Source organism: Cellulomonas chitinilytica (assembly GCF_016862675.1).
In the GTDB taxonomy this organism is placed as follows: Bacteria; Actinomycetota; Actinomycetes; order Actinomycetales; family Cellulomonadaceae; genus Cellulomonas; species Cellulomonas chitinilytica.
The window spans coordinates 170,956-197,018 of record NZ_BONK01000011.1 but is presented as its reverse complement, the minus strand read 5'-3'; the positions used below and the strand labels follow the sequence as shown (position 1 = coordinate 197,018).

Genomic DNA, 26,063 nt, shown 5'->3' with positions numbered 1-26,063 from the left:
CGGACGGCGCGGTGTCCACCACGGCGCGGCCCCCGACGAGCAGCCGGTCGCTGACCTCGACGAGGAGCGCGCCGAGCACGGCCTGCTTGCTCGGGAAGTGCCGGTAGACCGCCGGCCCGCTGACGCCGGCGGACGACCCGAGGTCCTCGATCGAGACCCCCTCGAACCCGTGACGGGCGAACAGCCGGGCAGCAGCTTCGAGGAGCGCGCTGCGACGCTCGGCCTTGGCGCGGAGCCGGGCCGTGGGCCGCACGTCGACCGCGAGCGGCTCGTCGGCCATCTCCACCCCGCTCATCCGTGGACAACTGCGTGCCCGCAGACTAGCGTCATTTCAGTTAGCGATCACTAACTCAGTCCACTCCGTCATCCCCCGGAGACCCCGTCGATGGAGACACTGCGCACCGCCGCCGACCCGTCCGCGCCGGCGTTCCTCGCGAACGACGACGCCCAACGCACCCTCGTCGCACAGCTCCGCGCGACGATCCGCACCGCAGCCCTCGGCGGCCCCGAGCGGTCCCGCGAGCGCCACGTCGCCCGCGGCAAGCTGCTCCCCCGCGAGCGCATCGACGTGCTCCTCGACGACGGCAGCCCCTTCCTCGAGGTGGCCCCCCTCGCCGCCCACGAGCTCTACGACGGGGACGCCCCGGGCGCCGGGGTCATCGCCGGCATCGGCCTCGTACACGGCCGGCACGTCATGGTCCTGTCCAACGACGCCACGGTGAAGGGCGGCACCTACTACCCGCTCACGGTGAAGAAACACCTGCGGGCGCAGGAGATCGCGCTCGAGAACCGCCTCCCGTGCGTCTACCTCGTCGACTCCGGCGGGGCGTACCTGCCGAAGCAGGACGAGGTGTTCCCGGACCGCGACCACTTCGGCCGGATCTTCTTCCACCAGGCCCGGATGTCCGCCGAGGGCATCCCGCAGGTCGCGTGCGTCATGGGCTCGTGCACGGCCGGCGGCGCGTACGTGCCGGCGATGAGCGACGAGACGGTGATCGTGCGCGGTCAGGGGACGATCTTCCTGGGCGGCCCACCGCTGGTGAAGGCGGCGACCGGCGAGGTCGTCACGGCCGAGGACCTGGGCGGCGGCGAGCTGCACGCGCGGACGTCGGGCGTCACCGACCACCTCGCGGAGAACGACGCGCACGCGCTGCAGATCGTCCGCGACATCGTCTCGACGCTCCCGGCACCCCGGACCACGGCCTGGGACGTCGCCGAGACACGGCCGCCGAAGGTCGACGAGGCGTCGTTGTACGGCGTCGTCCCCACCGACCTGCAGACCGCCTACGACGTCCGCGAGGTCGTCGCCCGGCTCGTCGACGGCAGCGAGCTGCACGAGTTCAAGCGCGAGTACGGCCCGACGCTCGTCACGGGGTTCGCCCGCCTGCACGGGCACCCCGTCGGGATCGTCGCGAACAACGGGGTGCTGTTCAGCGAGTCCGCGCTCAAGGGCGCGCACTTCGTCGAGCTGTGCGACCAGCGCGGCATCCCCCTGGTGTTCCTGCAGAACATCTCCGGGTTCATGGTCGGCCGTGACTACGAGGCGGGCGGCATCGCGAAGCACGGCGCCAAGATGGTCACCGCCGTCGCGACGACGCGCGTCCCGAAGCTCACGGTCGTCATCGGCGGCTCGTTCGGGGCCGGGAACTACTCGATGTGCGGGCGGGCGTACTCGCCGCGGTTCCTGTGGATGTGGCCGGCGAGCCGCATCTCGGTGATGGGCGGCGCACAGGCGTCGGCCGTGCTCGCCACGGTCCGTCGGGAGCAGCTCGAGGCACGCGGCGAGGTGTGGTCGGCCGACGACGAGGAGGCGTTCCGCGCCCCGCTGCGCGCGCAGTACGAGACGCAGGGCAGCCCGTACTACTCGACGGCACGGCTGTGGGACGACGGCATCATCGACCCGCTCGACACCCGCCGCGTGCTCGGCATGGCGCTCGACGTGTGCGCGACGGTCCCCCTCGGCGAGCCCCGCCTCGGGCTGTTCCGGATGTGAGCGCGATGTTCCGGAACGTGCTGGTGGCCAACCGCGGCGAGATCGCCTGCCGGGTGATCGCGACGCTGCGCCGGATGGGCATCCGGTCCGTGGCCGTCTACAGCGACGCCGACCGGGACGCCCGGCACGTCGCGCTCGCCGACACCGCGGTCCGGCTCGGGCCCACCGAGCCACGGGCGTCGTACCTGTCGGTGGACGCGGTGCTCGACGCCGCGCGCACCTCCGGCGCCGACGCGATCCATCCCGGGTACGGGTTCCTGTCCGAGAACCCCGACCTCGCGAAGGCGTGCGAGGCGGCGGGCGTCGTGTTCGTCGGGCCCGGGATCGACGCCCTCGCAGTGATGGGCGACAAGATCCGGGCGAAGAAGCACGTGTCCGCGGCGGGGGTGCCCGTGATCCCCGGGGTCGCGCTGCCCGGGCTCTCCGACGCCGACGTGGTCGCCGCCGCGGCCGCCGTCGGCTACCCGGTGCTCGTCAAGCCCTCGGCCGGCGGGGGCGGCAAGGGCATGACGGTCGTCGAGTCGCCGTCGGAGCTGCCCGACGCGCTCGCCGCGTCCCGCCGGGTCGCCGGTGCAGCGTTCGGGGACGACACCCTGCTCATCGAGCGGTTCGTGCACGCGCCGCGGCACATCGAGGTGCAGCTGCTCGCCGACACGCACGGCACGGTCGTCCACCTCGGCGAGCGCGAGTGCTCGCTGCAGCGGCGGCACCAGAAAGTCGTCGAGGAGGCGCCGTCCGCGCTGCTCGACGCCGCGACCCGCTCACGGATCGGCGAGGCCGCCTGCGACGTCGCCCGCAGCGTCGGGTACGTCGGCGCGGGGACCGTGGAGTTCCTGGTGTCCGACGACGACCCCACGGAGTTCTTCTTCATGGAGATGAACACCCGGCTCCAGGTCGAGCACCCCGTCACCGAGCTCGTCACCGGGCTCGACCTCGTGGAGTGGCAGCTCCGCGTCGCCGCCGGCGAGCCCCTGACGTTCGCGCAGGACGACGTGCGGCTCACCGGGCACGCCGTCGAGGCCCGCGTCTACGCCGAGGACCCGTCCCGCGACTTCCTGCCGACGACCGGGTCCGTCCTGCTGCTGGACGAGCCGACCGGGGAGGGCGTGCGCGTCGACAGCGCGCTGCGGCCCGGGCTCGAGATCGGGTCCGCGTACGACCCGATGCTGTCGAAGGTCGTCGCCTGGGCGCCGTCGCGGGCGCAGGCCCTCGCCCGGCTGGACGCCGCGCTGGCCCGGACGACCGTGCTCGGCGTCCGGACGAACATCGCGTTCCTGCGGTCCGTGCTCGCGTCGCCCGACGTGCGCGCCGGGCGGCTCGACACCGGGCTGCTCGCCCGCCTGATCCCGACCGCGACCGCCGCCCGGCCCGTCGACCCCGTCGCCCCCGTCGCCGCCGTGCTGTGGCGGCACGCGTCGCTGACCGCCGACGACCTCCTGGGATCGACGACGTCCGGCGTCGCCGCGCTCCCGGACGGCAGCGCACCCTCGCGGGACGCCTCTGCACCACGGTCGCTCGCGTGGCGCTCGGACGGCTGGCGGCTCGGCGACCCCCTCCCGGTGCGCTACGACGTCGTGACCGGCCCCGACTCCGCCGTCGAGGTCCGCGTGCTCGGCCCCGCGCACGCGGCGACCGTGACGGTCGACGGCGGCGCACCCCTCGCCGCGGCGCTCGTGCGGCGCGGCCCTGACGCGGCCGAGGTCGAGCTCGCCGGCGTCGTCCACCCCGTGCGCCTCGCGACGGACGGCCCCGTCACCTGGGTCGGCGCCGACGGCACGTCGACCGAGCTCCGGTTCCGCACGCGCGCCGAGCGCGTCGCCGACTCCCTGGCCGCCCTCGTGCGCGGCGACCTCCCCGCGGACCCCGTGGTCCGCTCCCCCATGCCCGGCATCGTCGTCTCGGTCGACGTCGAGTCCGGCGACGAGGTCGTCGCCGGGCAGACCCTCCTCGTCATCGAGGCGATGAAGATGGAGCACCGGGTCGTCGCCCCAGGCGACGGCATCGTCACCCTCACGGTCCGACCGACCGACCGGGTGGCTCTCGACCACGTGGTGGCCACCATCAGCGGCCACCCCCACGAAGGGACCCCGGAATGAGCCACGACCTCACCCCTGAGCAGCAGAAGCTCCGCGACGAGGTGCGCGACTTCGCCGACACCGTCGTCGCCCCCGCCGCGTACGAGTACGACACCAAGCGGGAGCTGCCGTACGAGATCCTCTCCGAGATGGGCGACATGGGGCTGTTCGGCCTGCCGTTCCCCCGCTCCCACGGCGGTCAGGGCCGCGACTACGTCGACCTGTGCCTCGCGGTCGAGCAGCTCGCGCGCGTCGACCAGTCGATCGCGGTCACGCTCGAGGCCGGGGTCGGGCTCGGGGCGATGCCCGTCTGGCGGTCCGGGACCGACGCGCAGAAGGAGGAGTGGATCCCCATGCTCGCCTCGGGCCGGGCGCTGGCGGCGTTCGGCCTGACGGAGGCGGACGCGGGCTCCGACGCGGCGGGCACGAAGACGACGGCCGAGCTGGTCGGTGACGAGTGGGTCATCAACGGGACCAAGCAGTTCATCACCAACTCGGGGACGGCGATCACCCGGCTCGTCACGATCACGGCCGTCACCGGGATGTCGACGCGCCCCGACGGGTCCGTGAAGAAGGAACTCACCGCGATCCTCGTCCCCTCGGGAACGCCCGGGTTCACCGTCCTGCCCCCCTACGACAAGGTCGGCTGGCACACGTCGGACACCCACCCCCTGGCCTTCGACGACGTCCGCGTCCCCGCCGCGAACCTCCTCGGCGAGCGCGGCCGCGGCTTCGCGCAGTTCATCCAGACGCTCGACGAAGGTCGCGTCGCCTTCGCCGCCCTGTGCTCCGGTGCCGCCCAGGGCTGCCTCGAAGAGGCCGTGCGGTACGCGCGCAGCCGCAACGTGTTCGGCCACCCCATCGGCTCGAACCAGCACATCGCGTTCACCCTCGCGCGCATGGAGTCCCGGGCCCACTCCGCGCGGCTCGCATGGCTCGACGCCGCCCAGCGGCTCGTCGCCGGCCAGCCGTTCAAGCTCGAGGCCAGCCTCGCCAAGCTCATCGGCAGCGAGGCCGCCATGGCCAACGCGCACGACGCCGCGCAGATCTTCGGCGGCAACGGCGTCATGAACGAGAACGCCGTCGCCCGGCACTACCGCGACTCGAAGATCCTCGAGATCGGCGAGGGGACCACCGAGGTCCAGCTCATGGTGATCGCGCGCGAGCTCGGGTTCGCCGGGGCGCCGCGATGACGTCTGACGTGGTGCAGCGGGGGCTGTTCTACGAGGAGCTCGCGCTCGACGTGCGGTACGTGCACCGGCCCGGCCGGACCCTGACCGAGGCGGACAACGTGCTGTTCTCGACGTTGACGATGAACCCGCAGGCGCTGCACCTCGACGCGGCGTTCGCCTCGTCCCAGCCGTTCGGGGCGCGGCTCGTGAACTCGCTCATGACGCTGTCGGTGCTGGTCGGGTCGTCCGTCGCGCAGCTCACGCAGGGGACGATCGTCGCGAACCTCGGGTTCACCAACGTGCGGTTCCCGCACCCGCTGTTCCACGGCGACACCCTGTACTCGTCGACGGTCGTCACGTCGAAGCGCCTCTCGTCCTCGCGGCCCGGGCAGGGCGTGGTCACGCTCGAGCACACCGGGGAGAACCAGGATGGGGTCGTCGTCGCGACCGCCACCCGTTCGGTGCTCTGGTGGTGCCAGGACGCGGCACGATGAGCGCGTTCACGCTCGGGCCCGCGCTGCTGTTCTGCCCCGCCGACCGCCCCGATCGGTACGCGAAGGCGTCCGCGCTCGCCGACGGTGTGATCCTCGACCTGGAGGACGCCGTCGCACCCCCGTCGAAGGCGTCCGCCCGCTCGGCGCTCACATCCGTGGCCCTCGACCCCGCGACGACGGTCGTCCGGCTGAACCCCGTCGGCACCCCCGACTTCACCGCGGACCTCGTCGCGCTCCGCACGACCCCCTACCGCACCCTCATGCTCGCCAAGACCGCATCCGCCGCCGACGTGCGCGCCCTCGCGGAGTACGACGTCGTCGCGCTCGTCGAGACAGCCGCCGGCGTCGCGAACGCCCAGGCGATCGCCGCCGTACCGAACGTCGTCGCCCTCATGTGGGGGGCCGACGACCTCGTCGCCTCCCTCGGCGGCACCTCCAGCCGCTTCCCCGACGGCCGCTACCGGGACGTCGCCGTGCACGCCCGCTCGACCGTCCTGGTCGCCGCCGGCGCGTGCGGCCGCGCCGCGATCGACGCGGTCCACATGGACATCGGCGACGTCGACGGGCTCCGCGACGAGGCCATCGACGCCGCCGCCTGCGGCTTCACCGCCACCGCGTGCATCCACCCGACCCAGGTCGACGTCGTCCGGCAGGCCTACCGGCCGGACGACACGTCCGTGGCCTGGGCGCGTGCCGTCCTGGCCGCCGCCGAGGGCCAGCACGGGGTCTTCCAGTGGGAGGGGCGCATGGTCGACGGCCCCGTCCTCCGGCACGCCGAGCAGGTCCTGCACCGGGCGGAACGATGACCCGCGACCAGGCCCTTCGTCCCACCATCCGAGACGGTGAGGGCGGAAGGATCGAGGACATGAACGCACCGTGGTGGCGCCCCGCATCGACGCAGCAGTACACCAACATCAGCACCCGGACCGACGCCGCCCGGACGACGCCCGACGACCTGGACGCCGACCTGCTGCCGCCGTTCTTCGACTGATCCGCGAGATCGCTCTCCCCACCGACTGATCGGCCCGACCTCGACGAGGACGGTCGGGCCGATCCCTGGCGGCTCCGCCTCACGGCACGCTCGACACCCACGCGCTGCGCAGGCATCAGCGCCGCGATGACCTGTGGATCGTGAGAGTCGCCCGACGGAACCGCCCACTACCGTGCCGCCATCGGCGAACCACGGGAGGTAGGCAAGATGCCTGACGCGGCAGGTGACGGCGGGGCGATTCCCGACTTCTTCTGGGTGAACCAAGACGAGATCCGCCTTGCGGGCAACGTCCTGCTCGGACTGGTGGACGACGTCCACACGGCGCGGGCGGCCGGCAGCCGACTCGACGTCGACCTGTGGGGCGAACACCAAGTCGCGACGGCAGCCGCCCAGTTCCGGGATCGGCTCGACCACCTGCTGAAGGGGATCGCGCGCGAGCTCGACGACGCTGGACATGAGCTCAGGCTCACCGCCGAGGGCTACGACTGGGCCGACGAGATCGTCCGGATGCGGCTCGAGTCGCTCGGCGAGCAGTCCTGGCCATGACGGAGCCGCTATGGCACCTGGGGAACACGACCGACGTCACGCTGCTCGTCGCCGGTCGTCCGAGCTCGTTGCGCACCGATGCGTCCCTGCTGGAGAACGTCGCGACCGCTCTGGAGTCGGTCAGCGATCACGCCGCAGCCCGCTCAGCGACCCCGAGCTGGCATGGTTGGGCCCGCGACGAGTGGGCGAAACGACGAGACGTCCTTCTGACGAGTCCTGCAGCGATCGCTGAGATCTATCGCGCGGTCGCACGAGCCGTGCGGGCTCATGCGGACACGGTCGAATGGGCACAGGCTGGAGCGAGCACGTCCGTCGACCTCTGGGCCCACGGAGTTGCCCTGAGCCGCACGGCCGGGGTCGCCTGGGTCGGCGCCACCGTGAGCACCGGTGCACTCACCGATCCCGGGTCGCCGACGCGCGAGGCAGCCAGTCGCATCCTCGAACGCTGTCGGCGGGAGGCGACCATCTCCGGTGCGTGTCTCGCGCGAGTCATGGACGAGTTCACGTCCGGGATGCCTGACGGCCGGTTTCACGGCACGTCATTCTTTGCTGGCGTCTGGGACTGGCTCACGTCGTCGGCAGCGCTGGTATGGAAGCTGAACGGCGTCCGCTCGCTCGTGGATCCGCTCGGCTGGCTCAGCGGGGCCCGGTCGGAGTGGGACGACGCCGCCGGTGTCTTCCGCATCGTCACGTCCGACCCACTGCGGGCCGGGCCAGCGCTCGCGGACGTCGACGGCCTGCGCGATGACCCGGCACGCTGGTGGGGAGAGCTGGCGCCGGACCTGGCCCTCGCAGCGGTGGCGGGCGTTGGCGCGGGCAGTCGAGTTCTCGGCTTCGCGCGCGCCGGAGAGCGGCTGGCGCTCGTCGAAGGCGTCGCAACAGCACGTCCACGGACGTGGCCCGCCGCACTCGAACCGGGGACCTGGGAGTACTCCCTGGGCTTCGACCCCGATGTGGGCAAGTTGCGCATGCTGGAGTACAGGACGGCGACGCGGATCATCGACGAGCGCGGCGTGCACCTGGAGCGCGCACCACAGGGATCGCGGGCTGACTGGCTCGACTCGGAGGGCCGGTCCTACGACGCAGTCGGCGGCTTCGACGGCGCCTACCTCCACGGCAGGCGGGACTGGACGAACCTTCTCGGACAGATCGACCGTCACCTCGAGAAGGCGGAGCTCGTCCCCGTCGACGTGTCAGGCTTTACGCCCGAACAGGTAGCGCGCGTCCGCGCGTACATCGAGCCGCTGGGTGAGCGGGTCTTCATCGTGGGGGAACAGTGAGTGCGACCATCTTCGGCCGGAACGGCACCGTCTGGGACGGGTCGAAGGGGGCCTTCTTCTGGACGCTCGACACCGTGGCCGAAGCGATCCACGACAAGGACCTCGGCCGACAGCTGCACGAGCGCTCAGAGGCGGGCGTGCACTGGCTCGACCTCGAGGAGTTCTCGCCGGAGGGCCATGACGACATTCTCGAGATCCTGCACGCAGCGGCCGACCTCGGCCGAGCGCGGCTGCCGGAGTCGGCGGGGAGGGAAGCGCTCATCGCGCAGCTCGACGATCTCAGGAACCTCGAGTAGGCGCGGCTCGATCGTCAGAGCTTTGTCGCCACCGAGTGCGGTCGCTGTCCCTCACCCGTCGCGAGCCGCGAACGCCGCATCGAGTACGTGAAGTAGATGACCAGCCCGATCAGCAGCCACACGAGGAACCGCAGCCACGTCTCCACCGACAGGTTGATCATCAGGTAGAGGCAGATCCCCGCGGAGACGATCGGCAGGAACGGCACCCACGGCACCCGGAACGCCCGCGGCAGGTCGGGACGGGACCGGCGCAGGAAGATCACGCCGATGCTGACCACCACGAACGCGCTCAGCGTCCCGATGTTCACCATCTCCTCGAGCACCCCGACGGGCGTGAACCCGGCGACGACCATGGTGATGACGGCCACGATGATCGTGATGATGTAGGGCGTCCGGTACCGCGGGTGGACCTTCGCGACCTGCGGCGGAAGGAGGTGGTCGCGGCTCATCGCGAAGATGACGCGGCTCGCTCCGATGAGGAGCGTCAGGACGACCGTCGTGAGGCCCGCGACGGCCCCCGCGGAGATGAGCGTCGCCGCCCACGTCTGGCCGTGCACCTCGAACGCGTTCGCGAGCGCCGCAGCGGGGTCGAGCTTGTCGTACGACACCATGCCGGTCACGACGAGCGAGACGGCGCAGTACAGGACCGTGCAGATCGCGAGCGAGCCGATGATGCCCCGCGGCAGGTTCCGCTGCGGGTTCACGGTCTCCTCCGCGGTCGTCGCGACGACGTCGAACCCGATGAACGCGAAGAACACGAGGGCCGCGCCGGCGAAGATCCCGCCGACGCCGAACGTCGACGGCGTCAGCCCCAGGAACGCCTGGATGAGCGGCTGCGTCAGACCCGTCGTCGCCTCGGTGGTCTGCGACGGCGGCACGAACGGGCGGTAGTTCGCCATGTCGATGAACCCGATGCCCGCCACGATCACGAACAGCACGATGAACACCTTCACCGCGACGAGCACCATGTTGACGCGCAACGACTCCTTGATCCCCACCGTGATGAGCACAGCCAGCACGAGGATCAGCAGCACCGCCATCAGGTCGATCGTCCCGCCGTACCCGATGGCCTCCGGGATCGTGATGCCGAGATTCCCGAGGAACACCCCCAGGTACGCGCTCCACCCCTGCGCCACCACGCTCGCGCCCAGCAGCATCTCGAGCAGCAGGTCCCACCCGATGATCCACGCGACCAGCTCCCCGAGGCTCGCGTAGCTGAACGTGTACGCCGACCCCGACACCGGCACCGTCGACGCGAACTCCGCGTAGCACATCGCCGCCAGCGCGCAGCAGAAGGCCGCGATGACGAAGCTCAGCACGATCGCCGGGCCCGCCACCTGGTGCGCGGCCCTGCCCGTGAGCGTGAAGATGCCGGCACCGATCACGACGCCGACACCGAAGACCACCAGGTCGAGGGCGCTCAGGCTGCGCTTGAGCTGGTACTCCGGCTCGTCCGCGTCGGCGAGCGACTGCTCGATGCTCTTCGTCCGCAGCAGGCTCACGGCTGCACCCCTCGACGTCGGGACGGGTCGTCGCCAGTCTGGCGGGGCGCGGAGGGCGGCGCGCGGTGAGTGGGCGCTAGGTGTCGGATCCGGCCGCCGAGCACGCGTCCGCGACGATGTCCGCCGCCTCGGCTGCGGTGACGTCGAGGACCGTCTGGTGTCCGAGCGCCGCACGCCACGCCACCTCGTTCGGCGCAGGCTGGAACACCGACGCCGCCGGCCCACGAGAGGATGGCCCGTACCGACGGTAGAGCGTGAGGGCGCCGGGCGTGACGAGACCACGCACCGCCATCGCCCACAGGTCGAAGAGGTCGCGTTCGGTACGCCTGTCGAACCAGGCGGACAGCTTCATGGCGACGGCGGCGTCGGGCGTCGGCACGCGCAACGTCGCCGGCGGCGCGTCCGGGTACCGCTGCAGGATCGGTTCGAGCACGGTCGGCCACGGGGGACGGCCTTCGGCGTCGGCAAGCTGGAACTTGATGATGGCCCCGGTGCCCGTCGAGAGCATGACGGCCTCGGCGTCGCGTGCCGTGCGCGGGTCGGTCGACCACGTCGCACCGAGGAACGGCTTGGCAATGTCGGCGTCGACAGCCCGGACGAGGGCGTCGGCACCGTCACGCCGGCGACCGATCACCATGAGGTCGACGTCCTCGCTGAGCCGGGCGTCGGGAAGCCACGTGCGCGACAGCGCGGTCCCGCCATAGAAGATGAACCGGTCCTGCGCTCGACGCGAGATCGACGCGAGGACGTGGGAGATGACATGGTCCCGGCGCACCTGCTCCAGGTCCACACCGAACTGGTCCGCGACGTCGTAGATGGCCGCTTCGGTCATCGCGCGACCTCGTGCCTCACGCCTCGCAGCACCGGCTCGGTCACCGTGCGTCCACGCTGGCCGGCAGCGAGTACCTCGACGCGTTCCCAGTCGGCAGTCCGCCCGAGCGCCAGCATCGTGTCGTGCCGGTCCGCCTCGTTGACGGTGCGGTCACGGGCGAGGTCGACGAGGGTCTGCTCGGGGGTCGTCACCAGCGCCACCCCGAGCTCGGTGGCGATCGGCTGCGTGTCGATCGCGTCGACGTCCCTCGGCACGAAGCGGACCACGGCATCGCGACGGTCGGTCAGCACCACGTCGCGGTGGCGTCGCGGTGCCGCGACCGTGGCGTGCCCTCCGGCGCGCGGCACTGCCCCGAGCAGGCGCGCAGCGGTCATGCCCATGAGCGCCGCGCCGCGATCCCCGAAGATCGCCGTCGCTACCGCGGCGGCGGCCGCCTCCAGCCCAGGACGCCACCGGGTCTGGTCGTGCGCGTCGTCCGGCACGGCGACGTAGATGCCGTACGCGAGCCGGTGCACCGCTCCCTTCGCGGCGCGGTCACGAAGGACCGCCCGCGGGTTGACGTAGGTCTTCTCCAGGTCGGCGGGTCGCACAGTACGCATCGGTCGCACGGCAAGCCGAGTATCGACTGCCCTTCGTTCGCTCATCGCACCCCCTGGTCAGGATTATGCTCGAAGTGTAGCCCTGCGCACTACACTGTGAACAGAATCGTGCGAACCCGGACTTCGCGCCGCACGCTCGCCACCGGGCCGCGGCCCTGACGCCAGGGCTACAGTGGCGAATGGCCACCGTGAAGGTCGCCGGGGTCCAGGCGGCGTACGTGCTCATGAACCAGCAGGCCTGCCTCGCCAGGACGGTCGAGCTCGTCGGCAGAGCGGCCGCAGAGGGCGCCCGCGTCGTCGTCCTTCCGGAGGCGTTCATTCCAGGCACCCCGATCTGGATCGACTCGCGCCCGATCTGGGACGGCGACGAGCAGTGGTACGCGCTCCTCGTCGACCAGGCCGTCGTCGTCCCCGGTCCCGTCACGGAGGCGCTCGGCGACGCTACGCGCGACGCCGGCGTCTACCTCGTCATCGGCGTGGAGGAACGCGAGCCGCACGGCACGACGATCTACAACACCACTCTCTACTTCGGCCCCGACGGCGGCCTGCTCGGCAAGCACCGCAAGCTCATGCCGACCGGTTCCGAACGCACCGTGTGGGGCATGGGCGACGGGTCGACGTTGCCGGTGGTCGAGACGGAGCACGGCCGGCTGAGCGGGCTGACGTGCTGGGAGAACTACATGCCGCTGGCCCGTTTCTACCTCTACTCCCAGGGCGTCGACCTCTGGGCGGCGCCGACGCTGGCGCAGGGCGACGGGTGGGTGTCGAGCATGCGCCACATCGCCCGCGAGGGCCGCTGCTACGTCATCGCCGTCAACCCGTGCCTGCACGTCGACCAGCTCCCCACCGACTTCCCGCACCGCGACGAGGTCTGGACGGTGAAGGCCGGTGACGACGGTTGGATTGAGCCCGGCAACAGCGTCATCGTCGGCCCGAACGGCGACCTGCTCGCCGGCCCCGCCCGACATGAGGAGACGATCCTCACCGCCGACGTCGACCTCGACGCGGTCCGGGCCGCCCGCCGCCTGTTCGACCCGGTCGGCCACTACAACCGGCCGGACGTGTTCCGGCTCGCCGTCGACACGCGCCCGCGCCCGGTCGTCGTGGTTGAGGAGGACTGACCCGAGCCAACCCGCCGACTGGATCGGTCGACCGCGTCCTGGTGGGGAACCGAGCGCTCACTGGAGGCAATGTTCGCTCATTGGCGTCCGCTCGATCGCTTGCACCTCGCGACACTGGCGATCTTGGGGAGCTCGCGCCCCGGCCCGCGGCGAGCTCGAGTTCCGACGAACGACTCCGAGCAGCGCTCCACCATCGCCCGGCGCTCTTAGGCGCGTTGCCGTCGTTGCGAGTATCGATCGGGTTGGTCACACACCGCTTGTAAGGCCACCGACTGCGCCTGTGGATCACGCGGATGGGCAACATCGTCCTCGCGCTACCGTCCCTCGATCGGGCAAGTCGGACGGGCATGGGGGGGTGTGAAGGAGCTGTCATGAAGGGGGCATTCATCGTGTCTCAGTCGCAGGATCTCTTCGAACACGTCGAGCGCGTGCTGGTCGAGGCGGGTGCCTTGCCTGCGTCAGGTCGCGTCGTCCAGCTCGTGGACGCTCAGCAGCGCTACTTCACCGTGTTCGAAAGGCTCGACCCGCGAACCGTGCGCGACGAACTCGAGATCCCGAGCGCCATCCGCGGAACCGGCGTCGTGCCGGACCTCTCGACAGCATCGTCGTGCTGGGTCGAGTGCCGGTGGGAGGAGATGTTCACGCATTGGGTGCAGGTCATCGCGACCCACCTCGAGGATTCGCTCTGGGTGCTCGACGACGACGGCGTCCTGTGGGCGTCACAGGCTCTGGTGCCGGACGAGATTCGACTGTGAACCACGACAACGAACGGAATCAGCTCGGGTACGGAGCGCTCACGAATCTGTTGCGCTGGGCGGAACCGGCACTCAGTGCGCGGCACCCTCCAAGACGAGCGGACCGGCGTGCCTGGCGGACCGCAGGTCGAACAGCGCGTACCCGGCGACGAACGCGAGGCAGACGGCCGGGACGATGAACCCCCAGTTGGTGCTCGCGCGGTCCATGATCAGCCCCTGGACCGGCGGCAGGAGCGCGCCGCCAAGGATCGCCATGACGAGCCCGGCGGCGCCGAACTTCGTGTCCGGCCCGAGCCCGTGCAGGGCGACGCCGTAGATGGTCGGGAACATCAGCGACAGGGAGACGGAGATCGCGACGACGCAGATCAGGCCGAGCATGTTCGGCGAGATCACGGCGATGAGTGCGAGCACCACGCCGAGCAGCCCCATGGCGAACAGCAGCTTGGTCGGCCGGATGATGCCCAGCAGGTATGTCATCACGAACCGTGAGATCAGGAACAGGATGAGGCTGGCCTGCAGGTACCACCCGGCCTGCGACGCGGGCACACCGACGACGTCCTGGGCGTACTGGATGGTGAACGACCACGCACAGACCTGCGCGCCGACGTTGAGGAACTGGGCGAGCACACCGAAGCGGTAGTGGCGGTTGTGCCAGAGCCGGCTGAACGCTCCCCCGGACCGTTCCTCGACGCCGAAGTGGGCGTGCTCGTCGGGCACGTTGATCTTGCGGAACGCGATGAGGAGCCAGATCAGCAGGAGCGCCAGCGCGATGCCGGTGTACGGCCCGAGCACGAGCGACAGGTCCTGCTCCTGCGTCTGCTCCAGCTGTTGCGCCGTCATGTCGGCCTTCTCGGCCTCCGGCGTGATGTTCGGCAGGATCAGGACGGCACCGAGCAGCACCCCGATGTTCGCGCCGACGGGGTTGAAGGCCTGCGCGAGGTTGAGCCGCTGCGTCGCGCTCCGCTCGGGGCCCATCGAGATCACGAACGGGTTGGCGGACGTCTCCAGGATGGAGAGCCCCGCTGCCAGCACGAACAGCGCGATCAGGAAGAACCCGTACTCGAGCAGCCGGCCGGCGGGGATGAACAGGAACCCACCGACGGTCGCCAGCCCGAGACCGGTGAGAACACCGACCTTGTACCCGAACCGCTTGTTGATCAGGGCCGCCGGGATGGCCAGCGCGAAGTACGCGCCGTAGTACGCGAACTGCACGAGCGCCGACTGGAAGTTCGACATCAGGAAGATGTGCCGGAACACGCCGACGAGCACATCCGTGAGGTTCGCCGCCGACCCCCAGGCCGCGAAGCACGCGACGATCATGATGAAGGGGACGGTCAGGCCCGGGAAGACGAGACTGCTCTTCTTCTTCCCTGCACTCTCGACGTCGGGCTCCGGCTTGATGACAGTCGGTCGGTCCATGCGGCACTACCCCCCGCCCACAGATGCGAGCACCTGTGCGTCGTGCGGCAGTTTTCGACGGCCGCGCGTCGGGTCGATCAGGTCATTTCTCGTCGAGCAGACGAAGGTCGGACGGTTCGCGGAGAAGGTCCTCGAGGATGCGGTTCCCCTCCGTGTTGTACGGCTGCAGCATGTGGTCGTCCCAGGCGGCGCGCGACCGGAACATCTCCAGCATCACCCACGAGTCGGGGTCATCCTGGGGCTGCGTCAGATGCATGAACACGCACCCGGGCTCATTGAGCGTGTTGTGACGCATCGACTGCAGCTGCGCCTCGGCCTCGTCGAGGCGGTCCAGGCGCGGCTTGATGCTCACGACGAGGAAAAGCGGTCGGTCAGCTTCGTCCGGTTCGCTCATACCCCGTTCCTACACCCGGTCGACGAGGCCCACCCCTCCACATCGACCGAGACGCGGTAGCGTGCGCTGAACGGGCTGTGACCGGAGGTCATCATGCGGCGTTACCTGATCGTGGCGAACCAGACGCTCGACAGCGACCAGCTCATGCACGTCATCGCTGATCGAACCGGCACCGAGGACCCCTCCGAGTTCCGCCTGGTCGTGCCGGCCACGCCGGTCAAGGACCTGGCCTCCAACGCCGTCGCCATCCCGATGCCCGTCATGGGCGGCACCCTCAACCTGCCCCACCCACCCGCCGAGGCACAGAAGCTCGCGCAGGCGAAGCTCGACGCGGCGCTGAAGAAGCTCGCCGCCGCCGGGGCGAGCGCCACCGGGGCCGTGTCCGACCCGGACCCGATGCACGGGGTGGAGGCCGCGATGGCCGAGGGGGCGTACGACGAGATCATCGTCGTGACGCTCCCGTCCCGGTTCTCCCACTGGCTGCACACCGACCTGCCCGACCGGCTGGCCCACCGGTTCCACGTGCCTGTCACGCACGTGGCGACCGAGGACCTGTGAGCGGCGCGGGTTCCGCGACTACTGCAGCACCGGCGCGAGCGCCCCGATCAGGGCCCCGCTGTTCGAGTCCTGGCTGAGCTCCCAGGCCATCGCCCCGCGCAGGTGCAGCGCCTTGATGAGCTTGACCCGCTCCCCGATGGACCGGGGGCTGGAGTAGACGATCGTCGTCGGCACGGTCGCCGGCCCGGTCGTCAGGTTCGGGTGCGACGCCGCGGGGTTGTTCAGGTACGGCTCCCCCGCCAGCGGGTTCCAGTACGCGGTGTACCCGGCTCCGCCCGTGACTCCGGCCGCGTCCACGTACCCGCCCTCGTCGACGAGCGCGTGGTAGCTGGGCTGCGGCGTGACGTCGACGGTCAGCGAGTTCGAGTCCGTCCCGGTGTTGTCGAACGCCGTGTACAGGCCGTGGTTCGAGGGACCGGTGCGCAGGTACTGCTGCGCGTAGAACGGCACCCCGACGACGATCTTGTTCGCGGGCACCCCCTGAGCCAGGTAGTACGCGACCGTGCCGGTCGTGTTCCAGGTGAGGTTGCGGATGTTCGGGTCGCGCGGGTCGGGGGTGAACAGGGTGTTGTGGGACGCCTTCGGGCCGCTGGGCACGTTGAAGTCGTAGGTCATGACGTTGTCCCAGTCGAAGTACTTGGTGATCTCCTTGAGCTCGTAGTACTTCGTCGAGCTGGTGGCCGCCGGGAGCGCCGCGGTGAGCAGGTAGTGCTTGCCTGTCGTCGCGCCGAACGCGTCGAGCTGCCGGCGGAACTCCGCGGCGAGGAGCGTGGCGTTGTGCCGGTCGGCCGGGCCGGGGTTGACGTTCCCGTCGGCGACCTGCGTGGGGTACTCCCAGTCGAGGTCGATGCCGTCGAACAGCCCGGCTGCGGCACCTGCTCCCCCGGCGTTCTCGGGCCAGCCGCCCCCGGGCAGGTCGCCCTTGATGAACGTGTCGATGCAGGACGCGACGAACGCCTGCCGCAGCTGCGGGGTCGACGCGAGCGTGGAGAACCACGTGGACTTCGTCCAGCCGCCGAGCGAGATCTCGACCTTCAGCCCGGGGTTCGCGGCCTTGAGCTTGCGGAGCTGGTTGAAGTTGCCGAACAGGTGCTGGTCGGGGTTGGACGGGTCGTCCGCGACGCCGTCGACGGTGTTGTCCCCGGTCCAGTAGACCTGCTGGTAGTCGGCCCACGGGTCGAGCACGTCGCAGCTCGCCTTGCCGGTCGCCGCGTCGTACCCCGGGACGCCGAAGGCGTACTGGATGACGTTGAGCTGGTCTGCCGGGATGTCCTTCACGAAGTAGCCGCGGCCGTAGACGTCCCAGTCGGCGAAGTAGGCCGTCACGACCTTGTTCGGGACGTCGCTGGGCGGCTTCGACGAGGCCTGCGCGGGCAGCGGCGCGACGAGGGCCGCGACGGCCACGAGGGCCACAGCGGCGGAGACGGACAACCGACGGGAACGACGCATGGGGCACTCCCTGACGCTCGGGCAGCTCTGACCGGGGGTAGTTAGTAAAGACTCTTACCTAATGCGGATGTCCTTACCCTACGGCCCGACGCCCGATCCGCGTCAAGAGTCCGGTTCGTCGAGGTCAGCCACGCCGCTCGGCGAGCCACCGCTCGAAGTCGACGGCGACGATGCGCTGGTCGTGGACGCTCTCCGCCTCAGGGGACGCCAGCCAGACGATCGGCGGCCCCATGACCTCCGCGTCGAGGAACCGGCCGCCACCCCGGCTGACGTGCGCGGGCAGCATCCCGGTGTCCGTCGGGCCGCCCGGCAGCAGGAGGTTGACCGTGACGGAGGTGCCCCGCAGGTCGGCCGCCATGATGCGCGAGAGCGCCTCGCTCCCCGCCCGCGACGGCCCGTACGGGACGAACCCCGCCCGGACCATGGTCGACTCGCTCACCGCCACGTTGACGATGCGACCACCGCCGGCGGCGAGCATCCGCGGCACGACCTCCCGGGCCACCAGGAAGTAGCCCGTGAGGTTCGTGTCGACCACGGCGCGGAACCCGTCGACCGGCACCTCCCAGAACCCGCGGGGGTCCGTCATGAAGTCCGGGTTGACGGCACGCATGCCCAGGCCCGCGTTGTTCACGAGCAGGTCGACGCCGCCGAGCCGGGACCACACGTCCTCGACCGCCGCGGCGACGGACGACTCGTCGCGCACGTCGAGCTCCACACCGACGGCCCCCGGCAGCCCGGCCGCCACCTGCTGCGCCCGCTCCACCGACCGGCCGCCCACCGAGACGGTCGCACCCGACGACGCCAGGGCGGACGCCATCGCCAGCCCGAGCCCGCTCGTCGCCCCCGTGATCAGCACCCGCATGCCACGCCTCCGACCAGTCCGCAGGACGCGGTCCACGGTAGGCGACGCCACGACGGGGTCCGCGCCCGTCAGGGCACGTTCGCCCCGCCGTTGACGTTGATAACCTCCCCCACCACGAAGCTGGACTCGGGCGAGGCGAGGAACACGTACGCCGGCGCCTGCTCGACCGGCTGGCTCGTCCGGCCGAGCCACGACGACTCCCCGAACCCGTTCAGCTTCTCCGCGGGCTGCCCGTCGGACACCTGCAGCGGCGTCCATACGGGCCCAGGCGCCACGGCGTTGACACGGACCCCGCGAGGCGCCAGGTCGGCGGCGAGCGCCTTGGTGAAGCCGATGATGCCGAACTTCGTCGACGCGTAGTTGATGATCATCGGCGACGGGTTGTACCCCTGCACCGACGTGCTGTTGATGATCGTCGAGCCGGGACCCAGGTGCGGCAGGGCGTCGCGCGTGATCCAGAACATCGCGTACAGGTTCGTCTGGATCGTGCGGTGCAGGTCGTCCTCGTCGAGCTCGTCGAACGTCTGGTGGTACACCTGGTGCGCCGCGTTGTTGACCAGGATGTCGAGCCCGCCGAGGCCCTCGACGGCGTCGGCGACGAGGGTGCGGCAGAACTCACGGTCCCGGATGTCGCCCGGCAGCAGCACCGCCGTGCGGCCCGCCGCGCGGACGTGCTCCGCGATGGCCTCGGCGTCGACCTGTTCCTCCGGCAGGTAGCTGAGCGCGACGTCGGCCCCCTCGCGTGCGAACGCGATGGCCACCGCCGCGCCGATGCCCGAGTCGCCGCCCGTGATCAGGGCCTTGCGACCGGGCAGGCGCCCGGTGCCGCGGTAGCTCGTCTCGCCGTGGTCGGCCTTCGGGTCGAGCTCCGCGTCGAGGCCCGGCACCGGCTGCCAGGAGGCGTGCGGCTTGATGTGCGAGTGGCGCTCGACGGGGTTGTCGAACGTGAGCTGGTCGGGCGACATCGTCATCTCCTTCGGGGACGTCGACAGGAGCTCCGGCGGCATCGATAACGATGTCGATCCTGCCTCCGCGACCCTAACGGCCGACGGGCCCGGTGCGGGAAAGTCGTTTGCGTGCGTCGCCGTCGGCGTGCCATTGTTCGGGCGATCGTGACCGACCCGCAGGAGGTGAGACCCATGACCGCAGCAACCATGATGGGTGCTCCCTCGCAGTGCACGATCAGCGACTGACGTAGTCGCCCCGGGAGCGCCGCCAGGCACCTCGCGAAAGGCGACTCCCATGAGCACCACACCCCACCCGGACCCTCGTCCCACGTCGACGACGTCACCCGACGCCCCGACGCCAGACACCGACCGGCCGCTGGTCGACGCCACCGGGCGCATCCCCGCGGGCCGGCGCGCCCTCGTCCTCGGCGGCGGCGGATCAGCAGGCAACGCCTGGCTGATCGGCGTCGTCGCCGGCCTGGTCGACGCGGGCCTCGACGTCACGGACGCCGACCTCGTCATCGGCACCTCGGCCGGAGCGACGGCCGCCGCACAGATCACTTCCGCCACCCCCGCCGAGCTGTTCGCGCAGACCGTCCAGGGCGTACCCCCGCGACGCCCCGCACCGGTCGGACCCGAGCCCGGACGTGTGCCGGCCCGGCCCGCGGCGAACCCCGTCGAGACGCTGCTCGGACTCATCGACGCCTCCCGGAGCCCGGCCGACTACCGTCGCCGGATCTGTGCGGCGACGCGCGAGCTGGAGGCCGCGTCCGACGGCTCGGGGACGGCGCGGTGGCGCGCCGTCGTCACCCCCAGGCTCCCCCGCCTGCACTGGCCCGAACGCGCGGTGCTCCTCACGGCGATCGACGCCGACACGGCCGACCCTGTCGTCTTCGACCGTCACAGCGGCGTCGAGCTCGTCGACGCCGTCGCCGCCAGCACGTCCAACGGCCTCGGGTCCGGGCCCTACCGGATCGGCGACCACCGCTATCTCGACGGCGGCTACCGACGCAACGAGAACGCCGACCTGGCCGCCGGGTACGAGCGGGTGCTGGTCCTGTCCCCGCTGGGCGGCCGGACCCTGACACCCCTGGAGTGGGGCCAGCAGCTCGCCGTGCAGGTCGACGAGCTGCGCGCGAGCGGCAGCACGGTCGAGACGATCCTGCCGGACGCCCGCTCGCTCGCCGCGTTCGGCGACAACATGATGGACCCGACGACGCGACCACCCGCGGCACGCGCCGGCCACGACCAGGGCCGAGCCCTGGCGGGAGCGCTCAGCGACTTCTGGATCTAGGTCGCACGGCCGGAGGTCGCCGTCCGTCTCGACGGACGGCCACCTCTGGTCGACCGCGTCTCCCCTGGTCAGAGTGGTGAGGTGTGCGTAGCCTGGCGTGGCGGAACGAGCCCGCGCGACGACGAGCGCGCAGGGCGGCGACGGCGCCCGGGCCCTGCGTCTCGCGGAGGTCGGCGGCCGTGCACCATCGGGCACCGGCGCTTCCCTCGCCGCTGCCCGGGTCCGCAGCAGAGCCCCAGGGCGCAGGGGTGCACCCTGAATCGGTGAGCGAGCACGTCGCGCGCGACGTCGAAGGCCTGGACGCGCGTCGACCGACCGTCGCGGGCCCCGAGTCCCCGACCGGGGACCGGCAGCCCGCGCCCGGGCTCTCGGCAGCCCCGCAGCACGAACGCCGTTCCGCGGAGCTCACCGCGGGTCGTCTCCTGCGGCTGCAACGGACGGCGGGCAACGCCGCCGTCGCCGGGCTGTTCCCTGCGAGCACCCCGGCGTCGGGCGAGGCAGTGGGCGCGCTCGGCCCGGACGCCGTGATCGGAGGCGAGGTGGACACCGGGCTCGACCCGGAGGCCGCAGTCAGGGACGGGACGGAAGCCGGCGCCCGCCCCGAGGCGCCCGAGCAGCCCGGCGTCGCGCCCGAACCGGTAGGGACCAACCCCGGGCTGTCGAGCTCCTTGGTTGCCCAGGAGGCGGCGCACGCCGGCGCCCGGCCCGTGCACGGGCCGCCGACGCCGCGCCCGTCCGCTCCCGCGCCGCGTGGCGTGCGCGGCATGGTCGCGCAAGCCGTCGACAGGGCGCGCGGCGGCCTGTCCGTCCAGCGCTGCGGCCGCGCGTCGGCGACGGTCCCGACACTGGCCAAGACGACCGTCAGCGGTCCCACCGCTCACCCGTTCGGGAGCTTCTCCTGGGGCAGCCGGTGGTCGATCAACAACGGCGCCGGGGCCAACGGCTTCGTCGTCCAGCACGTGCGATGGGTCTTCGACGTCAAGGACGCGGCGAACGCCGCGGTCGACGCCCCGGCCCGCCTGGGGATCGACCCCGCGTGGACGGACTTCTCGGAGGCCTGGCAGGTCCGCAACGGCGCCGTCTTCGTCGGCACCACGACCTCTCCGCACAGCGCCGACACGTACGCCAACCCCGGGCTGGGTGACGGCACGAAGGGCTCGCTGTCTATCCTCGGAACCGCCGACTACCACGCGATCCCGTCGCTACCGTCCAGCTTCGCCGTGCGCAACGCCGCACCCGCGTGGGCGCTGCCGGTCGTGGCCGGCGACGCGGGGCTGCCCGGCGGCACCGGCGCCCTGCAGCACAACATCACGGCCACCTGGGACTGCACCCCGACCTCGACAGACCGCACGACCAGGATCACGACGGTGTGAGGGCCCGTGGACACCAACCTGACCAGGATCGCCGACCCGTCGGTGGACGAGGCGACCGCGGTCGCAGCCATGGGCAGCCTGCCGCCGGGCGACGAACCGCCGTCGTTCTGGCGCGACGTCGCCGGAGATCCCGCCCTCTCGCCGCGGCGTCGCGCCCTCGCCGTCGAGCACCTGCTGGCGCGACACGTCCGTCCCGGCGCGACGACGGTGACCGAGCTCGCCGCTCTCCTCGGGCGACCGGCCTGGCTCTCCTCGGACGACGTGGACGTCATCCCCTGGCTGACGGGTGAGCTGCCGGTCCGGTGGAGCGACGCGGACACGTACCTCGTGGTGCGGCTCCTCACCGCGGACATCGAGTCCTACGCCGTGTACCTCCGGCTTGCCGGCAGGCTCGACGGCGAGACGGCGCGAGCGGCGGTGCTCGGCGAGGGCCAGGGACCGGAGGCGGGCGCGACGGTCCTCGAGCTCGGGTTCACGGGTGACGGCGCACCCCCGCCCGTGCGGCGGGACGAGGACGAACCGGGAGAGCAGCGATGACGGTGGACAGCACGGTCGACGCCGGGCCTCTCGACCGCCTCCCGCGCACGGCGCTGCGGCTCGGGCCGTGGACGGTGGCCCCGTTCGCGTTCTGCGTCGGCGCCGGTTTCGCGACCGGTGGGACCCTCGCGACGGTGCTCGCGGCCGCGACCGGACGTTCTCCGGGTCTCATGGCCGCGATCCTCCTGGGTGCGGTGGTGGCGTTCTTCGTCGTCGGGCTCGCCACGAAGGTGGTGTACGGCGACGAGGTCTACGTCTTCTTCCACCACGCGCTGGCGACCGTCGGCGCCGCGGTGGTCGTGATCTGGGCTGCGGGTGCCCCGGTGCTGCCGTACCTGGACCTCACCGTCGCCGGGACGCTGGGCGCGCTCATCGTCGTGAAGCTCGGCTGCCTCTTCGTCGGGTGCTGCTACGGGCGCCCCGCGCACCGCGGCATCCGCTACCGCCCCACCCACGCCGAAGCAGGGTTCCCGTCGTGCTACGTCGGCGTCCGGACGTTCCCGGTGCAGGTCGTCGAGGCCGGCTGGGCCGTGTGCATGACCGTCGTCACCGCCGGCGTGGTGCTCGCCGGAGGCCCCGCGGGCTCAGGTCTCACGGTGGGCGTCACCGGCTACGCCGTCGGCAGGCTGTTCACCGAACCGCTCCGCGGCGACTCCGGGCGTGCGTACCTCCTCGGCCTCTCCCAGGCCCAGTGGCTGTCCGTCGTCGTGCTCGCCGCCGTCGGCGTCCTGACGGCACTTCAGGTGCTGCCCTGGACCGGCTGGCAGCTGGGCGTCGCTGTCGTCGGGCTGGTCCTGACCGCCGCTGTCGGCACCTACCGGCTGAGCCGGCGCCGGGGCCTGTGGCAGCTCGCGACCCCGCGCCGCCTCCGCGAGTTCGCCGAGCTGCTCGACCATCTCGACGCGGTGCTCGCCGTCGACGGCGCCGGCCCGCACGTGCACGCCACGTCGGCAGGCCTGCTCGTGTCCGCCGCCCGGACCGACGACGGCGCCCAGCGCCTCCGGCACTACACGGTCAGCAGCCATGACGGGCGGCTCACCGAGCGGGCGATGACGGACCTCGCCGACCTGGTGGGCATCCTGCGGTGCGCGGGCGGCACCCCGGTCGTCATCGCGAGCGCGACGGGCACGTGCCACCTGCTCATGGCCGACCCCGTCGGCGGCCTGACGGCGTAGAAGAACCCACCGGGGACACGACGAGGCCCGCCCCCAGCGGGGACGGGCCTCGTCGCAATCTACGATGAGCGCCTTCGCATTCGGCGAAGGCCTCGACGGTGGAGGTGGCGGGAATCGAACCCGCGTCCGATGACGTGGAACCAGGTATTCTCCGGGTGCAGTCCGTGATGGATTTTCTCGGCCTCCACCACTCCCACGGACGAGAAGGTGGACAGGCCCAGTCAGCTAGAAGTCCCGATAACCCCACTGACGAGGATTACCAGCAGTGGCTCTCTAGATGACGCCGGGAACTAAGTCGAGAGCGTACTTAGGCCGACGGACTTCGAGGCTCGCTCAGGCGGCGAGGGCGAAGTCGGTGCGCGTGTTATCGGCACCTATGATTTGCACGGAGCGTTGACGAGATAACCGTGCGTCCTCGACCCGCTTCTCCTGGCTCGACGATCACCGTCGAAACCGATCACCCCCATGTTCAGTTTTCAACCGCTGCCGAACGACCCGAGGGACGGCGACAGCGCGGCAAGCCTACCTTCCAACGACCCTCGAGTCGTCCACATTCCCCCGCCACGCAGAGCCGCCGCACCTCTCCGCTCGAGCACGAACGACCGCCGGCCGACGAGGGGGACGTCGGCCGGCGGTCGCGGAGAGGTCGGTCTCACCCGGGGACAGGGTGTCTCAGCCGACCGGCCCCTCGACGAGCGTCACCGTCGCCTGCTGGCTCGCGCCGGTCTGCGCGTCGGTCCAGGTCAGGGTCACGGTGTCGCCCGGCTCGTGGGAGGAGAGAGCGTTCTGCAGGTCGTCCGACGACGTGATCGCGGTGCCGTCGACCGCCGTGATGACGTCGCCCGCGCCGAGACCCGCGGTCGCCGCCGGGGTGCCGTCGATGACCCCTTGGACGACGGCGCCGGCACCGGTGTCCTGGGCGAGCCCGACGCCGAGGAACGCCGGCAGGCCGATCTGGACGGTGCCGGTCTCGGTGCCGGACTGGATCTGGTGGGCGACGGCGAGGGCGTCGACGATGTCGATCGCGTACCCGACCGTCGTCGTGCCACCGACGGACGCGGCCGTGGTCATGCCGACGACCTCGCCCTCGTCGTCCAGCACGGGGCCGCCGGAGTCGCCCGAGACGACCGCCGCCGAGAACTCGATGAGCCCGCTGAGGGTCTCCCCCGAGCTCGACGACGTCCGCGCGGTCATCGTCTGGTCCGTGCCGGTGACGTCGCCCGACGCCGCCACGAGGTCGCCGCCACCCTCGGCGTTGCCGATGGCCGTGACGGTGTCGCCCGTGGTCACGCCGTTGTCGTCGTCCAACGTGACCGTCTTCAGACCGGACGCGTCTTTGAGCTGCAGGAGAGCGACGTCGGCCGACGCGTCGTAGCCGACCACGGTCGCCTCGTACGTGGTGCCCGTGGACTCGACGGTCACCTGGACCGCCGTCGCGCCCTCCACCACGTGGTTGTTCGTGAGGACGAGGCCGCCCGACGTCAGCACCATGCCGGTGCCCTCCGACTCGCCACCCTGGTAGCCCAGCGTGCTCGCGATCGTCACGACGCCGACCTGCTGGTCGTCCGTCGCGGGGCTCGTGGTCCGGCTGCTCGTCGTCCCGGGGTCGGTCTGGCCGTCCGAGCCTCCCCCGCTCTGAGGGCCCTGGCCAGGGTTCGGGATGCCGTCGCCCGGACCCTGCCACGTCTGACCGTTCGGCCAGTCGGCGTCCTGGACCCCCGACCGGTCGCTCGATCCGTCGTGCAGCGACGCGATGCCCCACGCCGCGCCACCGCCGACGAGGAGGCCGAGCGCGAGCGCACCGGACAGCGCACCCGCCGCGGCACCCCGCTTCACGCGGAGCGGCGGCTTCGGAGCCTTCGGGGCAGACGCGACGGCCGTCTGCTGGTAAGGACCGAAGCTCGCGCCCGGCGGGTACTGGCCGTGCGGTGCCGCGGCGGGGTGCGGTGCGTGCCCGTGCTGCGCGGCCGCCGGGTACGGGCCGTAGTGCTGCGGCGCCGGGTACGGCGAGTGCGGTGCAGCCTGCGGGGCACCGGGCATCGGGGCCGACGGGTGCGGGGCCGACTGCGGGTACGCAGGTCCGGCATGCTGAGCGGCCGGGGGCTGCGGTGCGGCGGGCGCCGGTGGCGTGGCCGTGGGCGGCAGCGGCTGGGTCACCGCCGCCGGCGGCTCCACCGGCTGCGGGGCCGGCTGCTGCGGAGCGACGGGGGTCGGGGTCGTCGCGTCGGCCGGCTCTCCCGTGGGCTTCGTGGGCTCCGGGGTCGCGCTGGGCGTCGTCTGGTCGTCCATCTCTGTCGCCTCCTCATGGCACCGGGTCGGTGCCGCTGAGACCTAGGTAATTCCTCCAACCCGGACGAACCCCGGACGCCACCAGAGAGCGCGCTGTGAATGCGTGGCCC

The 26,063-nt window shown here is 71.5% G+C and carries 26 protein-coding genes and 1 other RNA gene; 16 read left to right on the top strand and 11 right to left on the bottom strand.

Going from position 1 to position 26,063, the window contains the following annotated elements; all coding sequences use genetic code 11:
* The coding region (locus tag Cch01nite_RS16245; protein ID WP_239070776.1) for a TetR/AcrR family transcriptional regulator at positions 1–295 on the bottom strand (295 nt) is incomplete at its 3' end.
* Between the two features lie 90 nt (positions 296–385).
* Between Cch01nite_RS16245 and Cch01nite_RS16240 the strand changes: the two genes are divergently transcribed.
* From Cch01nite_RS16240 to Cch01nite_RS16205, 9 genes are all read left to right on the top strand, one after another.
* The gene (locus tag Cch01nite_RS16240; protein WP_203757329.1) at positions 386–1,993 is read left to right on the top strand and encodes a carboxyl transferase domain-containing protein; all 1,608 of its coding nucleotides are present in this window, start codon (positions 386–388) and stop codon (positions 1,991–1,993) included.
* 5 nt (positions 1,994–1,998) lie between these two features.
* Positions 1,999–4,089, top strand: coding sequence for an ATP-binding protein (locus tag Cch01nite_RS16235; protein ID WP_203757327.1), 2,091 nt, complete (start codon positions 1,999–2,001; stop codon positions 4,087–4,089).
* The gene (locus tag Cch01nite_RS16230; protein WP_203757325.1) at positions 4,086–5,261 is read left to right on the top strand and encodes an acyl-CoA dehydrogenase family protein; all 1,176 of its coding nucleotides are present in this window, start codon (positions 4,086–4,088) and stop codon (positions 5,259–5,261) included. The genes Cch01nite_RS16235 and Cch01nite_RS16230 overlap by 4 nt, the downstream gene beginning before the upstream one ends.
* The gene (locus Cch01nite_RS16225) at positions 5,258–5,734 is read left to right on the top strand and encodes a MaoC family dehydratase (protein ID WP_203757323.1); all 477 of its coding nucleotides are present in this window, start codon (positions 5,258–5,260) and stop codon (positions 5,732–5,734) included. The genes Cch01nite_RS16230 and Cch01nite_RS16225 overlap by 4 nt, the downstream gene beginning before the upstream one ends.
* Positions 5,731–6,540 carry an HpcH/HpaI aldolase/citrate lyase family protein gene (locus Cch01nite_RS16220; protein ID WP_203757321.1) on the top strand — a complete coding sequence of 270 codons (810 nt, stop codon included), beginning with the start codon at positions 5,731–5,733 and terminating at the stop codon, positions 6,538–6,540. Before Cch01nite_RS16225 ends, Cch01nite_RS16220 begins: the two co-directional genes overlap by 4 nt.
* Before the next feature lie 59 nt (positions 6,541–6,599).
* The gene (locus Cch01nite_RS22950) at positions 6,600–6,725 is read left to right on the top strand and encodes a hypothetical protein (RefSeq protein ID WP_275407223.1); all 126 of its coding nucleotides are present in this window, start codon (positions 6,600–6,602) and stop codon (positions 6,723–6,725) included.
* Positions 6,726–6,932: 207 nt separating this feature from the next.
* Positions 6,933–7,271 carry a hypothetical protein gene (locus tag Cch01nite_RS16215; protein WP_203757319.1) on the top strand — a complete coding sequence of 113 codons (339 nt, stop codon included), beginning with the start codon at positions 6,933–6,935 and terminating at the stop codon, positions 7,269–7,271.
* Positions 7,268–8,551: a putative T7SS-secreted protein gene (locus Cch01nite_RS16210; protein ID WP_203757317.1), complete on the top strand. Its 1,284-nt coding sequence runs from the start codon at positions 7,268–7,270 to the stop codon at positions 8,549–8,551. The genes Cch01nite_RS16215 and Cch01nite_RS16210 overlap by 4 nt, the downstream gene beginning before the upstream one ends.
* A gap of 74 nt (positions 8,552–8,625) precedes the next feature.
* Positions 8,626–8,847 (top strand): hypothetical protein, encoded by a 222-nt coding sequence (locus Cch01nite_RS16205; RefSeq protein WP_203757315.1) that lies wholly within the window; start codon positions 8,626–8,628, stop codon positions 8,845–8,847.
* 14 nt (positions 8,848–8,861) lie between these two features.
* Here Cch01nite_RS16205 and Cch01nite_RS16200 read toward each other — a convergent pair whose 3' ends face one another.
* The 3 genes from Cch01nite_RS16200 to Cch01nite_RS16190 form a co-directional block, all read right to left on the bottom strand.
* Positions 8,862–10,349, bottom strand: coding sequence for an amino acid permease (locus Cch01nite_RS16200; RefSeq protein WP_203757314.1), 1,488 nt, complete (start codon positions 10,347–10,349; stop codon positions 8,862–8,864).
* A 76-nt stretch (positions 10,350–10,425) separates the two neighbouring features.
* Positions 10,426–11,181, bottom strand: coding sequence for a nucleotidyl transferase AbiEii/AbiGii toxin family protein (locus Cch01nite_RS16195; RefSeq protein ID WP_203757313.1), 756 nt, complete (start codon positions 11,179–11,181; stop codon positions 10,426–10,428).
* A complete protein-coding gene (locus Cch01nite_RS16190; RefSeq protein WP_203757312.1) occupies positions 11,178–11,780 on the bottom strand; it encodes a type IV toxin-antitoxin system AbiEi family antitoxin in 603 nt (200 codons plus the stop codon). The genes Cch01nite_RS16195 and Cch01nite_RS16190 overlap by 4 nt, the downstream gene beginning before the upstream one ends.
* Positions 11,781–11,959: 179 nt before the next feature.
* Between Cch01nite_RS16190 and Cch01nite_RS16185 the strand changes: the two genes are divergently transcribed.
* The gene (locus tag Cch01nite_RS16185; protein ID WP_203757311.1) at positions 11,960–12,901 is read left to right on the top strand and encodes a carbon-nitrogen hydrolase family protein; all 942 of its coding nucleotides are present in this window, start codon (positions 11,960–11,962) and stop codon (positions 12,899–12,901) included.
* Between the two features lie 371 nt (positions 12,902–13,272).
* The gene (locus Cch01nite_RS16180) at positions 13,273–13,656 is read left to right on the top strand and encodes a hypothetical protein (protein ID WP_203757310.1); all 384 of its coding nucleotides are present in this window, start codon (positions 13,273–13,275) and stop codon (positions 13,654–13,656) included.
* Positions 13,657–13,728: 72 nt separating this feature from the next.
* Here the strand turns inward: Cch01nite_RS16180 and fucP are convergent, their stop codons facing one another.
* Positions 13,729–15,075 carry an L-fucose:H+ symporter permease gene (gene fucP, locus Cch01nite_RS16175; protein WP_203757308.1) on the bottom strand — a complete coding sequence of 449 codons (1,347 nt, stop codon included), beginning with the start codon at positions 15,073–15,075 and terminating at the stop codon, positions 13,729–13,731.
* Between the two features lie 82 nt (positions 15,076–15,157).
* Entirely contained in the window at positions 15,158–15,469 is a 312-nt protein-coding gene (locus Cch01nite_RS16170; protein ID WP_203757305.1) for a putative quinol monooxygenase, read from the bottom strand.
* Positions 15,470–15,562: 93 nt separating this feature from the next.
* Here Cch01nite_RS16170 and Cch01nite_RS16165 point away from each other — a divergent pair, with 93 nt between their 5' ends.
* Positions 15,563–16,027 (top strand): hypothetical protein, encoded by a 465-nt coding sequence (locus Cch01nite_RS16165; protein WP_203757298.1) that lies wholly within the window; start codon positions 15,563–15,565, stop codon positions 16,025–16,027.
* Between the two features lie 18 nt (positions 16,028–16,045).
* On the opposite strand, the gene Cch01nite_RS16160 is transcribed toward Cch01nite_RS16165, so the two are convergent.
* The 3 genes from Cch01nite_RS16160 to Cch01nite_RS16150 all read right to left on the bottom strand — a co-directional run bounded on the left by Cch01nite_RS16160 (position 16,046) and on the right by Cch01nite_RS16150 (position 19,303).
* Positions 16,046–17,476 carry a glycoside hydrolase family 18 protein gene (locus Cch01nite_RS16160; protein WP_203757296.1) on the bottom strand — a complete coding sequence of 477 codons (1,431 nt, stop codon included), beginning with the start codon at positions 17,474–17,476 and terminating at the stop codon, positions 16,046–16,048.
* Positions 17,477–17,600: 124 nt separating this feature from the next.
* Entirely contained in the window at positions 17,601–18,338 is a 738-nt protein-coding gene (locus Cch01nite_RS16155; RefSeq protein ID WP_203757294.1) for an SDR family NAD(P)-dependent oxidoreductase, read from the bottom strand.
* A gap of 68 nt (positions 18,339–18,406) precedes the next feature.
* Positions 18,407–19,303, bottom strand: coding sequence for an SDR family oxidoreductase (locus tag Cch01nite_RS16150; protein WP_203757292.1), 897 nt, complete (start codon positions 19,301–19,303; stop codon positions 18,407–18,409).
* 277 nt (positions 19,304–19,580) lie between these two features.
* Here Cch01nite_RS16150 and Cch01nite_RS16145 point away from each other — a divergent pair, with 277 nt between their 5' ends.
* The 4 genes from Cch01nite_RS16145 (at position 19,581) to Cch01nite_RS16130 (ending at position 23,664) form a co-directional block, all read left to right on the top strand.
* The gene (locus Cch01nite_RS16145; protein WP_203757290.1) at positions 19,581–20,579 is read left to right on the top strand and encodes a patatin-like phospholipase family protein; all 999 of its coding nucleotides are present in this window, start codon (positions 19,581–19,583) and stop codon (positions 20,577–20,579) included.
* 263 nt (positions 20,580–20,842) lie between these two features.
* The gene (locus Cch01nite_RS16140; protein WP_203757283.1) at positions 20,843–21,952 is read left to right on the top strand and encodes a hypothetical protein; all 1,110 of its coding nucleotides are present in this window, start codon (positions 20,843–20,845) and stop codon (positions 21,950–21,952) included.
* A 6-nt stretch (positions 21,953–21,958) separates the two neighbouring features.
* Positions 21,959–22,489, top strand: a complete 531-nt coding sequence (locus tag Cch01nite_RS16135) for a hypothetical protein (protein WP_203757281.1) — start codon at positions 21,959–21,961, stop codon at positions 22,487–22,489.
* Entirely contained in the window at positions 22,486–23,664 is a 1,179-nt protein-coding gene (locus Cch01nite_RS16130) for a prolipoprotein diacylglyceryl transferase family protein (protein WP_203757279.1), read from the top strand. Before Cch01nite_RS16135 ends, Cch01nite_RS16130 begins: the two co-directional genes overlap by 4 nt.
* Positions 23,665–23,760: 96 nt before the next feature.
* On the opposite strand, the gene ssrA is transcribed toward Cch01nite_RS16130, so the two are convergent.
* Positions 23,761–24,129: a transfer-messenger RNA gene (gene ssrA, locus Cch01nite_RS16125) on the bottom strand.
* 207 nt (positions 24,130–24,336) lie between these two features.
* Complete coding sequence (locus tag Cch01nite_RS16120) at positions 24,337–25,953, bottom strand: S1C family serine protease (RefSeq protein WP_239070772.1); 1,617 nt, start codon at positions 25,951–25,953, stop codon at positions 24,337–24,339.
* Between the last annotated feature and the right edge of the window lie 110 nt (positions 25,954–26,063).

Coding starts and splice junctions, on each gene's coding strand:
- fucP (WP_203757308.1), bottom strand. CDS start 15,075: ATGGACCGACCGACTGTCATCAAGCCGGAGCCCGACGTCGAGAGTGCA.
- Cch01nite_RS16155 (WP_203757294.1), bottom strand. CDS start 18,338: ATGCGGGTGCTGATCACGGGGGCGACGAGCGGGCTCGGGCTGGCGATG.
- Cch01nite_RS16160 (WP_203757296.1), bottom strand. CDS start 17,476: ATGCGTCGTTCCCGTCGGTTGTCCGTCTCCGCCGCTGTGGCCCTCGTG.
- Cch01nite_RS16210 (WP_203757317.1), top strand. CDS start 7,268: ATGACGGAGCCGCTATGGCACCTGGGGAACACGACCGACGTCACGCTG.
- Cch01nite_RS16190 (WP_203757312.1), bottom strand. CDS start 11,780: ATGCGTACTGTGCGACCCGCCGACCTGGAGAAGACCTACGTCAACCCG.
- Cch01nite_RS16195 (WP_203757313.1), bottom strand. CDS start 11,181: ATGACCGAAGCGGCCATCTACGACGTCGCGGACCAGTTCGGTGTGGAC.
- Cch01nite_RS16150 (WP_203757292.1), bottom strand. CDS start 19,303: ATGTCGCCCGACCAGCTCACGTTCGACAACCCCGTCGAGCGCCACTCG.
- Cch01nite_RS16145 (WP_203757290.1), top strand. CDS start 19,581: ATGAGCACCACACCCCACCCGGACCCTCGTCCCACGTCGACGACGTCA.
- Cch01nite_RS16225 (WP_203757323.1), top strand. CDS start 5,258: ATGACGTCTGACGTGGTGCAGCGGGGGCTGTTCTACGAGGAGCTCGCG.
- Cch01nite_RS16170 (WP_203757305.1), bottom strand. CDS start 15,469: ATGAGCGAACCGGACGAAGCTGACCGACCGCTTTTCCTCGTCGTGAGC.
- Cch01nite_RS16230 (WP_203757325.1), top strand. CDS start 4,086: ATGAGCCACGACCTCACCCCTGAGCAGCAGAAGCTCCGCGACGAGGTG.
- Cch01nite_RS16220 (WP_203757321.1), top strand. CDS start 5,731: ATGAGCGCGTTCACGCTCGGGCCCGCGCTGCTGTTCTGCCCCGCCGAC.
- Cch01nite_RS16185 (WP_203757311.1), top strand. CDS start 11,960: ATGGCCACCGTGAAGGTCGCCGGGGTCCAGGCGGCGTACGTGCTCATG.
- Cch01nite_RS16215 (WP_203757319.1), top strand. CDS start 6,933: ATGCCTGACGCGGCAGGTGACGGCGGGGCGATTCCCGACTTCTTCTGG.
- Cch01nite_RS16180 (WP_203757310.1), top strand. CDS start 13,273: ATGAAGGGGGCATTCATCGTGTCTCAGTCGCAGGATCTCTTCGAACAC.
- Cch01nite_RS16120 (WP_239070772.1), bottom strand. CDS start 25,953: ATGGACGACCAGACGACGCCCAGCGCGACCCCGGAGCCCACGAAGCCC.
- Cch01nite_RS16165 (WP_203757298.1), top strand. CDS start 15,563: ATGCGGCGTTACCTGATCGTGGCGAACCAGACGCTCGACAGCGACCAG.
- Cch01nite_RS16130 (WP_203757279.1), top strand. CDS start 22,486: ATGACGGTGGACAGCACGGTCGACGCCGGGCCTCTCGACCGCCTCCCG.
- Cch01nite_RS16240 (WP_203757329.1), top strand. CDS start 386: ATGGAGACACTGCGCACCGCCGCCGACCCGTCCGCGCCGGCGTTCCTC.
- Cch01nite_RS22950 (WP_275407223.1), top strand. CDS start 6,600: ATGAACGCACCGTGGTGGCGCCCCGCATCGACGCAGCAGTACACCAAC.
- Cch01nite_RS16235 (WP_203757327.1), top strand. CDS start 1,999: ATGTTCCGGAACGTGCTGGTGGCCAACCGCGGCGAGATCGCCTGCCGG.